This window comes from Vibrio sp. Vb0349 (assembly GCF_033338975.1).
In genome coordinates, this window is the sequence record NZ_JAWOTS010000004.1 from 227,042 (window position 1) to 240,714 (window position 13,673).

Sequence of the window (13,673 nt, forward strand, 5' to 3'; positions counted from 1 at the left end):
AGTGGTCGTTACCTCCTAGGGTCAGAACCTTACTTATCTTGTGTCTCTTTATTCTTTTTCACCGCTTCGGCGATATCACTGACAGCTTCGACAAGATTGATCGGCATTGGAAAAATAATAGTGGATGTTTTGTCTGTAGTGATTTCAGTGAGTGTCTGCATGTAACGTAATTGCAGTGCATTCGGTGCTTCGTTGAGCATTTGCGCTGCTTCTTTTAATTTATTTGAAGCCTCTAACTCACCAGTAGCGTGAATGATCTTCGCCCTACGGTTACGTTCTGCTTCTGCCTGACGGGCTAGGGCTCTGACCATGCTGTCATTTAAATCAACATGTTTGACTTCAACCGTAGCAATCTTGATTCCCCAGTCATCAGTCTGTTGATCGAGAATGGATTGTAAATCCTTATTGAGGCGTTCTCGCTCTGATAGCAATTCATCGAGTTCATGCTGACCCAATACCGAGCGCAGCGTGGTTTGTGCTAACTGACTGGTGGCATCGCTGTAGCTTTCAATATTGTTAATCGCCATTTGAGGATCGACTACGCGAAAATAAACGACCGCGTTGACGCGTACAGAAACGTTATCTTTGGTAATTAAATCTTGTGTCGGCACATCCAAAACGACAGTACGTAAATCAACCCTCACCATTTGCTGAATAAATGGGATAAGGATGATCAAACCAGGTCCTTTGACTTCTTGAAATCGACCAAGAAAGAACACAACCCCACGTTCGTATTCTCTCAAAACCTTGAACATTTGGGTCGCTAGTGCGAACAGCAGCACCACGATCACCGCAACGGTATAGAGCATCATAAAGCGCCTCCTATTTATTTTGGCGGTCATCAGGCATCACAGTTAAGGTCAGCCCTTTAACATTAACAATGGTGACGTGATCACCTTGTTTGAATTGTTGATGGTCTTTGGCTTTAGCTCGCCATAACGCACCGTTGAGTTGAACGCGTCCTTCGCCATCGATAAAGTCATCGCTTACCACGGCGACCTTCCCAGGGTATGTTTCTAAACCCGTCGTTACACGCCGGCGACGAATTTTGAGCAGCAGGCCGACGGTCAGCACGATTAGAGCCACGGAAAATATGGCAATACCAAAAATCAAAGGAAGGGCGATCTGGAATCCTGGTAACTCACTGTCCATGAGAAATATCGAACCGAGTACAAAGGCGACAACGCCGCCTAAGCCCAAAATACCAAAGCTCGGGCTGAATGCTTCCGCTATCATTAGTGCAATACCGAGTAACAGCAGACCAAGACCTGCGTAGTTGACGGGCATCATTTGTAGTGCGTACATGGCCAGAAGCAGACAAATCCCACCTAGCACACCGGGTAAGCCAATTCCTGGGTTGTAAAATTCAAGAAGTAAACCGTAGATGCCGATGAGCATTAGAATGTAGGCAACGTTTGGATTGGTGATAACGGCTAGCATTTCTGCTCGCCAATCGGGTGTTCTTTCAATCCATACGGGATTTTCCAGTGACAATGTCGCATCACGATTGTTAACTTTAACAGTTTGTCCATTAATGGCTTTGACTAAATCCTCTAGTGAGTTGGCTATATAATCAATAACGTTTAATTCCAATGCCTCTGTGGCGTCCAAACTCGCTGCTTCGCTCACTGCTTTCTCTGCCCACTCTGCATTTCGGCCATGAAGCTTTGCTAAGCCTTTAATATAGGCTCTAGCATCATTAATCACCTTTTTCTCCATTGCGGTTTTCGCGGGAACTTTCTCTGAACCTTCGTTGGTTCCTTCTGACGTTTCTTCCGCGTTTTGATCTTTGCCATCATCCGATGAAGGGGGCTGAGGGGCACCACCTAACGCGACGGGCGTTGCCGCGCCAAGGTTGGTGGCTTCAGCCATTGCGGCAACGTGGCTGGCGAGTAAAATGTATGTCCCTGCGCTAGCCGCTCTAGATCCTGACGGGCCAACCCAAGTCGCAATTGGAGTGGAGGAGGTGGTAATCGCGTGAATAATATCTCTCATTGCACTGTCTAAGCCGCCTGGTGTGTCCATCTCTAAGATCACTAAACTGACACCGTTTAGTTGAGCTTCTTCTATTTCACGAGATAAATAGTCGCTAGTAGCAGGCCCTATAGCGCCTTTGACAGGAACAATCCAAACGGTATTCGCCAGTGCTTGACTGGCCATCAAGAGTAAAGGTAAGAACCATATCCATAGTCGTTTCATGCAGTCCTCCTTGTGTGGTCACAGGGACTTTTTGAAATCCTAATTCAAGTATATCCAAATAACTTAGAGATGCTTGAGTATAGGTTCTAATGAATAAGTTGCCGAGGCTAATTAGGAGACTACTTTTTTATATATAAACGCTGTGTGAGATAGTAAACTAAAGCAAATTATTGGTAATTGTGATGTTTATGTTTATTGTTCAGCGTTTGATTAAGTTGGCCGTTATCTGTGCCGTATTCTTTACTATTTTCGATCTGATCTCGTATGGAGAGGTGACTTGGTTTCAACGGTTTTTGGCTTTTCTACACTAAACTCAGATTTCAATACGTTAGCTACTCATAAGGCGATCGATTTCTTCCTATTCGCCTTATTACTCCCTCTTCAACCAAAGCAATACTTAACTCGTTTTTTCAACTTCCTGTCGGTGGAAAAAACGCCAAAATGCAACTAAATTCATATCAATGACAAGTTTAAGGTATGTAGTTGATGAGGCAATTCAGCGCAATCGCACTAGCTGTTGTAACACTCATTTTGAGCCAAACAACAACCGCAAGAAACGCGAAGATGTTAGGTGATATCTCCCTAGTTCAGCCCATACAGGGTGATCCTAATGTGGATATTAAGCTAGCGAGAATTGGCTGGCATCTCTTCCGCGATCCTCAATTATCGTCAAATGGTAATGTCAGCTGCGCGACATGCCACAATCTGCAAACCAATGGCGCTGAAAATACACCAGTCTCTACGGGGGTGAAAGGTGATGGAATTAGAAATTCTATAACAGTGTTTAATGCAGCGTTAAATTATCGTTTTTTATGGGATGGTACGGAAAACACCTTGATGGCTCAGATTGATGGTCCAATCCATAATCCAATGGAAATGGACTCAAACTGGCAAACAATAGAGCAATATGTAAAAGAGAGTGAACATTATCAAGCGCTATTTAATCGTGACGGTGAATTGCCGATTAACGTTCATAATATCAAGTCCGCTATTGTGGAGTTTGTTGAAGGGCTGCAGACGCCTGGCGCACCATTCGATGCTTACTTATTGGGTTACACGCATGTATTGAGTGAACAGCAAATCAGAGGTTGGAAAACATTTCAGACTTCAGGTTGTGTGCAGTGTCATCAGGGCAAAAATATCGGCGGAGCGATGATCCAAAGGTTCGCCTATTTCAAGGATAAGCCAGTAGTAGAGGACTCGGGCAGGCAACTCGTTACGATAGAAGATGAAGAGCGATTCTATTTTAGAGTAGCCAGTTTACGCAATGTCGCGCTAACGAGTCCTTATTTTCATAATGGGCAAGTCGATAAGTTATCCGACGCGATACAAATCATGGCTAAAACCCAGCTCGGTATAACGATGAACGATGAGAATGTCGCGGACATTGAAGCATTCTTGCAGTCGTTGACAGCACCTAGACCCATAATTTTAGAGGTGTTGGAAAATGAATAAATTCAAACTGATCAACTTTTGCTTTTTTATTGGGATACTGACGTGCTGCACACTGGCGTATATGTCGTATATGAATTCAAAAAACGCTCAAGAATTTCATGCAGGGCTAATGAATATCGGACATGAGTTGATTGAAGAGCGTGATGTTATCGTGAACCGATATGCCGTTGAAGATAGGAAAAACTATGAGTTAACAACATCTTTAGTAGAGATAGAAATCGCAGCACAGGCACTGTTGGAATCATCAAAGGCATCAGTTTGGTTTCCCGTGACACCCAATCGTATAAAAGTTAGGGATACGCTTGAACAGTTTAAGGAGCGAGTGCTTCAAACAACGTTGAAGCTTGATATGTTAATTGGTGTTCAGGTAGAAAATCGGTATGCATTACTCATGTTGTTCAATTTATATCAGCAAGATGTTTCTACCGAGCGCGGCCAATCATTGGGTGGCAGTCGTTATTTTGAATTTCTCAACCAGTTGCTTCTAACACAAACTGAAGTTGAGAGTGAAAAGGAAGCGAACTTCCTTAAACGGCTTCAAACGAGTGATAAAAGAATTGAATTGCTGACGAATGAACTGCTTGATCACACTTATATTGAGTTTGTCGAAAGCTCAGAGCATCGGTTACTCAATATTGCTCAAAGTGAGGCGCGTTTTACGTGGTTGTTTGTATTTATCGCGGTGATGTTTCTAGTTAGCGCGTTTGTTTATCAGTCACATCACCGAATGCATAACTTAAAACAGTTGAATCTTGAAATTGAAGAGGCGAGAAACAAAGCCGAGCGAGCGGCAAAAGCGAAATCAAATTTTCTCGCTGCAATGAGTCACGAACTAAGGACGCCGATGAATGGTGTACTAGGGCTTTCTCAAATGATTGCAGAAGAGACCAAAGAGCCGACGACGAAAGAGCATATTAGGGTTATTCTTGATTCTGGCCAGCATCTGATGACTATCCTCAACGATATTTTGGATTTTTCTAAAGTTGAAGAAAACAAACTGGAATTTGAGCAAGCTAAGTTTAAGCTCGATCAAGTGCTTTCTCCGGTGTGTAGCGCAATAAAACCACTTGTTGATGAAAAAAATATCGAGTTAATCTTGGAAAACGAGGTTTCTGAATATACTGAATTTACTGGGGATTGTGCGCGTTTACGACAGATCTTATTTAATCTCGCCGGTAACGCGGTGAAGTTTACCAATGAAGGGCATGTGCTGGTTAGAACCGAGTTAGATGAATCGAATCAGTTGTTGGTCATGCGCGTGAGCGACACCGGTATTGGTATTGCGCCAGACAAGCACGAGCATATTTTTAACTCGTTTGAGCAAGCAGACTCATCAACGACTCGAAGGTTCGGCGGAACAGGGCTTGGGTTAGCCATCGTCAAAAAACTAACCGATTTGATGGGTGGCCATATTACTCTGAAGAGTATAGAAGGTGTTGGAAGTCAATTTATCGTTGAGTTGCCGATTCCTTGGGTAGAATCTGCTCCGAAAAAGCAGCAAGAAGCACCGAAACCTCGCGCAAAATCACACCATTTAAAGATACTACTTGCTGATGATAACCGTGTGAATGCCATTGTGGCAAAGGGGTTTTGCGAAAAGCTTGGGCATGAAGTGGATGTTGCAGAAAATGGATTAATCGCGGTTAAAAAGGCGAAAGAGAACGAGTACGACCTGATCTTGATGGACAACCATATGCCCGAGATGAATGGCGTTGAGGCGACACGCGTTATCCGACAAGAGTTAGGTATCAAGACATTACTCTTTGCGTACACGGCAGACGTATTTCGTGAAGCCCATGATAGCTTTATTGAAGTAGGAGCAGACCATGTGCTTACAAAACCGCTACAGCATGAGAGCTTTTCAGACGCTCTCAAACAGTTTGCCGCCAGACTCGAACCGAAACAGAATCCGCCACTAACGAGTGACAGCAATGTGCTTCAGTTGCAACGTAAGCCAATCGAGAACTTAAGGTTAACAGAGGAAGAACTCTCCCGCTCAGGCATGTTTGCTTCTTTACGAGATGAGCCAGAAGCGCTCGACGAGCTGCTAAAAAGCATTATTGTCGATTTTGAGACATCTGTTGATGAGCTTATTGAATACTTTATGGCTGAAGACTTTGTTTCATTAGAGCTGACGTTGCACAAAACGAAAGGGATGGCACTGAACCTAAGTTTACCTATTTTGGCGAGCCAAACGGAGGCCCTGGAAACTCAACTTAAAGCCAACCAAAGTCCCGAGATTGAGCAGTTGCAGATGCTGATCAATCGGTTACAGGTCAACATCCATCAGTCTCATAGACTTTTGGATGATATCCAGAAGAACAATGCCGATCCTCAACATATTTTATAGTCCCTGTGAGTGCGATGCTTTCCTTAACTCATTTTGTTGTGGTTTACTGTGGCAAGGACGGATAGTGTTGATTCGTCGTCGGAAAATCAGGGAGTTAGAATGAGTAAGCATTCCGCTTTAATCAAATGGCATCGTAAAGCTGGCGAAGAGTTTAAGGATAATAAGTATAGTAGGGCACACATTTGGCAATTTGATGGAGGGTTGCAAGTCCCAGCATCTCCATCTCCCCACGTAGTACCATTACCACTATCCGTAGAAGAAAACGTTGATCCAGAAGAAGCGTTTGTCGCGGCACTTTCTAGTTGTCATATGCTCGTTTTCCTGTCTATTGCAGCAAAGCGGCGTTACGTTGTGGACAGTTACTTCGATGAAGCGGTAGGGGAGCTTGAAAAAGGCGAAAACGGAAAAGAGTGGGTATCAAAGGTAACGTTAAACCCTAAGATAACATTTTCAGGTGAAAAACAACCGACACCATCTCAATTAGAAAAACTGCACCACATGGCCCATGAGAATTGCTTTATCGCCAACTCCGTTAAAACAGAAGTGACAACGCTTATTGCGAATTAAGTGGAGCTCTTTATCAAAAGCGCGGCCTATTACAGAGTTATATTAAGCCAGCAGTCATCCTGCTGGCTCGTTCATCTAGACGACACCTTGCTCAATCATTGCATCAGCGACTTTTCTAAAGCCTGCAATGTTGGCGCCTAAAACTAAATTTCCAGGTTGGCCAAACTCTTTACTGGTTTCGTTTGCATTGATGAAAATATTTTTCATGATGGTTTGCAACTGACTATCCACTTGTTCAAAAGTCCAGTTTTGCATGCTGGCGTTTTGCGCCATTTCAAGTTGACTGGTTGCAACACCGCCTGCATTGGCTGCTTTGGCAGGCCCATAAGCTATGTCTGAGTCCACGATAATATTGGCAGCATCACGGGTGGTTGGCATGTTCGCCCCTTCACTAATCAAAATACATCCGTTTTCGATAAGAGCCAGTGCGTCGTCTGACGTTAATTCATTTTGAGTCGCACAAGGGAAGGCAGCATCAGCCTGATATCGCCAAACAGCATGTCCTTCATTAGGATAGTCGCCCTCTGGTGTGTATTCTGCTTCAGGGTAAGTTTCTAAATATTCTTCTAAGCTTGCTCTTTTCACTTCTTTCAGTTGTTTGAGGAGCTTAAGATCAATACCGTGCTCATGATAGATCGTACCTCGAGAGTCGCTGCATGTAACCGGCGTTGCTCCCATATGGTACAGTTTTTCAATGGCGTAGATAGCCACGTTGCCAGCACCAGAAACGAGGCAAGTTTTCCCTTTCAATGAATCGTTGCGGTCGTTGAGCATGCATTCTGCAAAATAGACGGCGCCATATCCTGTCGCTTCTTTTCTGGCGAGTGATCCACCCCAAAGAAGACTCTTGCCTGTAAGCACACCTTCGTAGCGCCCCGTCAATCGTTTGTATTGACCAAACATATAGCCAATTTCGCGCGCCCCGACACCGATATCGCCTGCGGGCACATCGGTGACAGGACCGATGTGACGGTACAACTCGTTCATAAATGATTGGCAAAATCGCATGATCTCGCCGTCGGATTTTCCTTTAGGATCGAAGTTTGAACCGCCTTTGCCGCCACCGATAGGAAGGCCAGTCAGTGCGTTTTTAAAGATTTGCTCAAAGCCGAGAAATTTTATGATGCTCGCATTGACTGAGTGATGGAATCTCAATCCTCCTTTGTACGGCCCCAAAGCAGAGTTGAATTCAACTCGATAACCTTTGTTTACTTGTACATTTCCAGCATCATCAACCCAAGGAACTCGAAACATGATTTGACGTTCTGGCTCGACGATCCTTTGGATAATCGCTTGGTCCTTATATTTATTATTGCCTTCTATTACCGGCGCGAGAGAAGTTAATACTTCTTCTACCGCTTGGTAAAATTCTTTTTGCGCAGGGCTACTGTGTTGCAACGCAACAATAGTATCGTGTATGTATGACATAGATTTCTTCCTTGATGTGAATAAGCAATCAGTTTATATGAATGTATTTCCATTAAATAGTGATTTTGACCAAGATTCAATGGTTGTAGTGGTCTTTCCTGCGGATGAGAATGTGCAGCTTCTAACCCAGGCAGTGTTGGTTGAGATAGGTAGGGCGAGCTAAGTAAGCGGGTGGTTGAGTGATCAGTTTCACATATAACAAGCAGAAATCACTTTAGTCGATGTTGTTGTGCAGTTACGCAAATTGTTTATGTTAACGTCATGTTAAAGTTTTTGTGTGTGATAACTTGTGAAAAGACAACTATATGGATGAGCTTAAGGTTCTGAACTCGTTTATTCAGCAGAATGGCCTACCAGCGTTTGGCCACCTTGATGGAATTCCAACATCGTTACAGCTAGATAAATTTACTTACCTCGATGAGATGGATAAGCCAGTGTCTAAGTGGCGCCGTTACCGCGATTATAAGCAGTTTCAGTTCGTCAATTTGGTCACACCTGATTACGTCATTGGAGTAGCGATTGCTGATATACGGTATTTAGCATCCGGCTTTTGCTACCTGTTTGATATTAAAAAGAATAAGTTGATTGAGCAACAATGGTTGAAACCTTTTAATATAGGTTATCAAACTCAGCCTTCCAGTTGGTGCAGTCTTGCCCATCTTGCTAACAAAAGAGTTCAGTTTTCTATTAAGGATGGTATTTGGCACGTCCACTTTGTGACAGAGTCAGTCAATGCGGATCTCTATTTACGTCCAGAAAATATGAGTTTGCCATTAATGTTGTGTACGCCAACAGGTTATGCGGGTTGGACATATACTCAGAAGCACAATGCGTTAGCAGTAGACGGTAACTTGTTCATATTAGGAAAAGAGCAAGATCTTTCAGAGGTGGCTGCTGGTTACGATTTTTCCGCTGGGTACATGCGGCGAGAAACAAGTTGGCGCTGGGCGAGTATCAATTGCTTTGAGGATGACAGGCGTCTGGGGTTGAACTTGGCAGCTGGCGTTAATGAAACTGGCTATTGCGAAAATGTATTGTGGATTAATGGTCAGCGTCACTTTTTGCAACCTGTGCAGTTTCAGTTTTCACGAAGTGATGAAGGGCAAAAGTGGCATATTACGTCGGAAGATAAACGAGTTAACTTACAGTTCACGCCTTTGAATCGACGCTCAGAGAAGAAAAATTTTTGGCTTCTCAAAAGTAACTTTCGTCAGTACATCGGTTATTTCTCTGGCTATCTTATCGATGGAAATGGCATCAAACATCAGTTAGAAGAAGTTATGGGTCTTACTGAAGATCACTATGCAAAATGGTAGAAACACAATGGATTGGACGCAATTGATGGACCGCCCAGAATTACTTCTGATGATTCTGGCTCCAGTTTTCTTTTTCTGCATGCTTGCCGAATATTGGTTCGGACAAAGAAGGGGACGCTTGCCTGAAAGCGCGACGTATTACTTCCCTGAAGTAGCGTGTAATTTTGTTCTTGCGGGCTTACACCAAGCGACAGACATACTCACGGGTTTACTGATTGCTCAGTTGTATTTGTGGTGGTTTGATTGGCGTTTGTTTGATATCGAAATGAGCGTCTCAGCTTTTCTTTTACTTGTTGTCCTGCAAGATTTTTTCTATTACTGGTTTCATCGGGCTAGCCATCGTATTCGTTGGATGTGGGCCGCGCACGTTGTTCATCACAGTTCGGAAAGAATGAACTTCAGTACCGCATTTCGTCAAAGTTTAATGTATCCGCTAGCGGGGATGTGGATTTTTTGGTTGCCCTTGGTGATTATTGGTTTTGAGCCAAAATGGGTTGTCTTCGTTGTGTTGTTTAATCTGGGCTTACAGTTTTTTGTTCACACCCAATCAATTCGTTCGCTCGGGCCGCTAGAGTGGGTATTTAACACGCCGTCTCATCATCGCGTTCATCATGGTGTGAACCGTCAGTACATCGACAAAAATTATGCGGGTGTATTAATTATTTGGGATCGAATGTTCGGAACGTTTGAACCAGAGGTGGAAACGGTTCGATATGGGGTTTCTAAACCTGTAAACAGCTTTAATCCCATCCGCGTGACGTTTGCAGAATGGAAAGACATGTTTCATGACGTAACTCGACCAAACTTATCATGGAAACAACGCTGCCGCCGTTTGTTCGCTCCGCCATCGGATTTTTATGAGTAAATTGAGATAAAGAGATTGGAGCGGGCAGCGGGAATCGAACCCGCATCATCAGCTTGGAAGGCTGAGGTAATAGCCATTATACGATGCCCGCGCATCGATAGGACTCAGTTAATATGCCACACTGGACGAAAAAGAAAAGTCTTTTCTCATCAAATGTTTGTCAGTTGCCTAAAAAAGTAGCGGACTGATGTTAAAGTGTTCATTGTCTCTGGTTTTTTGTGGCACTCGCGATTCCGCTACTAAGCCTAGGGGCTTCCAATTAGGTCGTAAACACCGAATTCTTAGGTGTTTAGATGTTGATGATATTCAAGATTTTCTGTGTAAAGGTTAATCTCGTTTATTGAACAGTCACGTTTCATGGTCAAGACTAGATATTGAAATGATTACTTTTTACTGTTGATGCGTATGTATAACACAGGGTAATTCTGCTGAAACAGTCAGCTTAACCAAAGGAGATTTAACATGATGAGAGGTTTGATATTAGGGCTGGTGGTGATGCTGGTATCTGCTTGTACTACCGTTACAACCGATGTAGATAAACAAGCCGACTTTTCAGCTTACAGAACGTTTGACTTCGGTGCTCAGGCGGAAGCTCCTACCAGTATTGATGGTCGACGTATTGAGCAAGGGCTTGCTGAACAGCTTGAGGGTAAGGGTTTAAACAAGGTAAATAGCGGCGGTGACCTTTACGTACATCATGATATCGTAGAAGAATCCGAGCTTGTTTCTTCAGGATCGTCGGTGAGCTTTGGCTATGGCTGGAATAGCTTTGGTGTGATCACTTCAAGCCCGGAAAGATATAAAGAACGTAAGTATGGGAAGTTGGTGGTTGAACTGGTTGATGCAAAGGCTAATCAAGTCGTTTGGAAAGGCGTTTCAAGTCGTAAACTGTCTGAGTCAATGAGCTCTGAGAAAAGAGAATCTCTCATCCAAGAAGAAATCGCGAAGATGTTTGAAAGCTACCCTTACGGTGAAAAATAATTAGTATTCTTAACGATTAAGAATACTAATTGCCAATAGTTACGCACAGGGTTAAAAGAACTTATTATTTTAGTTTTGGTTACCTTTGTGCGTACGATTCTGATTGCTTTACTCGGACTACTTTTCTGCTTGTTGGCTCCGAGCATGAGCCTGGCGCACTCACACCCAAATTTTCTTTCCTTTCATAACCAGAATATCGCTGTTGACGCTAAGTCGAAGCACTTTTCAGAACATCCTGTCTCTCCAATACAACAAGACTATCCGAGTTTAAACAGCCGGAATATATTGAGGGTTATCCATGCTAAGGAAATGAGCTCGAACGACGATGTAGAACCCGAATGGTTTGAAATGCTTGATGTAGCATGGTGGGCGCATCGCTCGGCAATTTACTCGATGAAGCGGCTAAAACGCATCGGTAATGAGGCTTTAGGTTGTTGTATTGAAAGTATTTTTACTCACTCTAAATACAGAATCGGCGTGAGAAAAGAGTCGAATTTCATATACCGCTTTATACATGCTCGCTAACACATTCCATGTTTTTGCAACTTTTGGTTAATTATGCTTAGGAGCGGTTTATGTTTGATTCGATCATTCAGGTCTTGAGTGCTTTTTGGCATCAAGATTTCACGGCGTTAATGGCGCCAGGCAGTGCAGGTTTGGTTTATTTTGTTGTTGCTGTGATTATCTTTTTGGAAAGTGGTTTTATTCCTGCTGCACCTTTCCCATGCGACAGTGTCGTCGTATTATCCGGTACGCTGGCGGCGGTTGGCGTCCTTGACCCAATTATGATCATGTTGGTAATAGCTGTTAGTGCGGGGTTGGGAAGTTGGGCGGCTTATTTACAAGGCAAGTGGCTAAATCGCTTACCTAAGGTCCAAGGCTGGGTGAGTGCGGTTCCTCAAAAGCGTTTGGAACAAGTCGACGTATTACTCAGTAAACATGGATTGGTTGCGCTTTTGTGCGCGCGGTTTATTCCGGTTGTTCGTTCCCTATTGCCATTAATGATGGGGTTGCGAGTGAAACGTATTAGTAAATTCCATTACTTTGCGTGGCTGAGTGCGATTTTATGGACGCTGATATTATGCGGTTTTGGTTCATTACTTCCTTTGCTACCGGAAAATATGAGCAAAGCAATCACAATGCTATTAATGGCGGCACCAATAATTACTCTTGTGATTGGAGTGCTTAGTTTCTTGTTTGTTAAAGCACGTCGAGCGTTCTGTAAACCCAAGGATGTGTCTGAGTTTTCTCAGTAAGTTTACTTGATTTGCACTTTTAAGCTTGTATGCAGATTAGACATCTAATCGACAGGTTTTTATCAGTAAAAAGAAAGGCGCATACATTGCGCCTTTCTTTTTGAGTGTCGTTAGGGTTTCGAATTTAATAGCCAATGCTATATAAGTATTCGCCAACTTCTTTGCACTGAGACTTGTAGATGTTCTCTACTTCAGACTCATTCTTATCTGCTGCTTTAAATTCAAGTTCGGCAGACGATAGCTGGTCAAAGCTGTAGTCTCTCTCAGACATTAAGTAGTGTCTGAACATCGCTCTGTGTTCCGGAACTGCAATACGTGCGTTAGAAACGTTGGCACACTCTAACAGAGTGTCGTTACTCATTTCTTCTGGCTTAGTTTCTGTGTTTGCTAAGGTTGAGCCCGCTGCAAATAGTAATGCTAGTGCGATGGTTGTAGCGATTCTTGTCATTATATGGACCTCAAATTGGTTCTAGTAACAATGAGCATATTGGTTCTTATCGTTACATTTTCGTGTTCTCTGTATGTCATAAAAAGTTAAACAACAGAGAAGGCGTTGCGACCATGAGTAAAGACGTACATTAAGTTCGCTTCCTTTCTTCCTGAGAGGCGATAAAGAGAGCGTTGACTCATGAGTCCGCCATAACTGTCTAGAGGTAAGCGAGATGCTTGTTTTGCCAACTCCAGTAGTGGTGGAGAAGAGAAAGCAATAAGTAAAAAATAATCAGGAGTAAAATCTGATGATAAAACGCCATCAGTAGCTGATGTTCGGCGACAGGAGACAAGCCCGAACAACTCGCGCTTTATATGTAGGTAGTAACTTTCTGAACCCCAAGAGCTCAGAGAAGCTGAGGCATGAAAATCAGTGTGTGCTAGCTCAAAATCGTCTTGTTGAGAGAGTTTAAGTAGGCGCTCGGAAGTGTAATGTTTGGTGTGGTGCCACTCATGCGCATATGAAGCTGTGATGAGCCCTGAAAGCAGGGACAAAGAAAGCATCAATAATATACGGTGTAGATAACGCAAGAAGTAACCCTAAACATATAAAGCCACAGTTACCCACCATGATTAAGGAATCTTAGTGGAACTATGATAACGATGAAAGCCAGTGTCTGATGAACTCAGCGTATACTAACGAGATGGAAGGGGGATGAACAGAGTTTTCTGATCGCACTTAGGTATATCAGCGAATAACACAATAATTTTTCGCTTTCGAGTAAGCGAAAATGGAAAGAGAGTCGTTGCACAAGGACGATTAAGCT

13 protein-coding genes and 1 tRNA gene are annotated in these 13,673 nt (G+C 43.3%); 8 read left to right on the forward strand and 6 right to left on the reverse strand.

Annotated elements, in window-relative coordinates; genetic code table 11:
- Positions 1 to 29 precede the first annotated feature (29 nt).
- Complete coding sequence (locus R7Q47_RS07415; RefSeq protein ID WP_005373196.1) at positions 30 to 812, reverse strand: slipin family protein; 783 nt, start codon at positions 810 to 812, stop codon at positions 30 to 32.
- A 10-nt stretch (positions 813 to 822) separates the two neighbouring features.
- Entirely contained in the window at positions 823 to 2,199 is a 1,377-nt protein-coding gene (locus R7Q47_RS07420) for an NfeD family protein (protein WP_262627203.1), read from the reverse strand.
- Positions 2,200 to 2,685: 486 nt separating this feature from the next.
- Here R7Q47_RS07420 and R7Q47_RS07425 point away from each other — a divergent pair, with 486 nt between their 5' ends.
- The 3 genes from R7Q47_RS07425 to R7Q47_RS07435 all read left to right on the forward strand — a co-directional run bounded on the left by R7Q47_RS07425 (position 2,686) and on the right by R7Q47_RS07435 (position 6,571).
- Positions 2,686 to 3,654 (forward strand): cytochrome-c peroxidase, encoded by a 969-nt coding sequence (locus R7Q47_RS07425; protein WP_017820324.1) that lies wholly within the window; start codon positions 2,686 to 2,688, stop codon positions 3,652 to 3,654.
- Positions 3,647 to 6,004: an ATP-binding protein gene (locus tag R7Q47_RS07430; protein ID WP_262627202.1), complete on the forward strand. Its 2,358-nt coding sequence runs from the start codon at positions 3,647 to 3,649 to the stop codon at positions 6,002 to 6,004. The genes R7Q47_RS07425 and R7Q47_RS07430 overlap by 8 nt, the downstream gene beginning before the upstream one ends.
- Positions 6,005 to 6,103: 99 nt before the next feature.
- Positions 6,104 to 6,571: an OsmC family protein gene (locus R7Q47_RS07435; protein WP_025767882.1), complete on the forward strand. Its 468-nt coding sequence runs from the start codon at positions 6,104 to 6,106 to the stop codon at positions 6,569 to 6,571.
- Between the two features lie 75 nt (positions 6,572 to 6,646).
- Here R7Q47_RS07435 and gdhA read toward each other — a convergent pair whose 3' ends face one another.
- Positions 6,647 to 7,999 (reverse strand): NADP-specific glutamate dehydrogenase, encoded by a 1,353-nt coding sequence (gdhA, locus tag R7Q47_RS07440; protein ID WP_104980582.1) that lies wholly within the window; start codon positions 7,997 to 7,999, stop codon positions 6,647 to 6,649.
- 305 nt (positions 8,000 to 8,304) lie between these two features.
- Here gdhA and R7Q47_RS07445 point away from each other — a divergent pair, with 305 nt between their 5' ends.
- Both R7Q47_RS07445 and R7Q47_RS07450 read left to right on the forward strand, forming a co-directional pair.
- Complete coding sequence (locus R7Q47_RS07445; RefSeq protein WP_053307607.1) at positions 8,305 to 9,315, forward strand: DUF2804 domain-containing protein; 1,011 nt, start codon at positions 8,305 to 8,307, stop codon at positions 9,313 to 9,315.
- Positions 9,316 to 9,322: 7 nt separating this feature from the next.
- Positions 9,323 to 10,180 (forward strand): sterol desaturase family protein, encoded by an 858-nt coding sequence (locus R7Q47_RS07450; protein ID WP_025998538.1) that lies wholly within the window; start codon positions 9,323 to 9,325, stop codon positions 10,178 to 10,180.
- A gap of 16 nt (positions 10,181 to 10,196) precedes the next feature.
- On the opposite strand, the gene R7Q47_RS07455 is transcribed toward R7Q47_RS07450, so the two are convergent.
- Positions 10,197 to 10,271: transfer RNA gene (locus tag R7Q47_RS07455), tRNA-Gly, on the reverse strand.
- 371 nt (positions 10,272 to 10,642) lie between these two features.
- Between R7Q47_RS07455 and R7Q47_RS07460 the strand changes: the two genes are divergently transcribed.
- The 3 genes from R7Q47_RS07460 to R7Q47_RS07470 all read left to right on the forward strand — a co-directional run bounded on the left by R7Q47_RS07460 (position 10,643) and on the right by R7Q47_RS07470 (position 12,417).
- Positions 10,643 to 11,161, forward strand: a complete 519-nt coding sequence (locus R7Q47_RS07460; protein WP_053304498.1) for a DUF4136 domain-containing protein — start codon at positions 10,643 to 10,645, stop codon at positions 11,159 to 11,161.
- A gap of 87 nt (positions 11,162 to 11,248) precedes the next feature.
- Positions 11,249 to 11,686 carry a hypothetical protein gene (locus R7Q47_RS07465; protein ID WP_241670003.1) on the forward strand — a complete coding sequence of 146 codons (438 nt, stop codon included), beginning with the start codon at positions 11,249 to 11,251 and terminating at the stop codon, positions 11,684 to 11,686.
- Positions 11,687 to 11,736: 50 nt separating this feature from the next.
- Entirely contained in the window at positions 11,737 to 12,417 is a 681-nt protein-coding gene (locus R7Q47_RS07470; protein ID WP_115386592.1) for a DedA family protein, read from the forward strand.
- A gap of 124 nt (positions 12,418 to 12,541) precedes the next feature.
- On the opposite strand, the gene R7Q47_RS07475 is transcribed toward R7Q47_RS07470, so the two are convergent.
- Both R7Q47_RS07475 and R7Q47_RS07480 read right to left on the reverse strand, forming a co-directional pair.
- The gene (locus tag R7Q47_RS07475; protein WP_005373158.1) at positions 12,542 to 12,865 is read right to left on the reverse strand and encodes a hypothetical protein; all 324 of its coding nucleotides are present in this window, start codon (positions 12,863 to 12,865) and stop codon (positions 12,542 to 12,544) included.
- Positions 12,866 to 12,951: 86 nt separating this feature from the next.
- Positions 12,952 to 13,410: a hypothetical protein gene (locus R7Q47_RS07480; RefSeq protein ID WP_017633653.1), complete on the reverse strand. Its 459-nt coding sequence runs from the start codon at positions 13,408 to 13,410 to the stop codon at positions 12,952 to 12,954.
- Between the last annotated feature and the right edge of the window lie 263 nt (positions 13,411 to 13,673).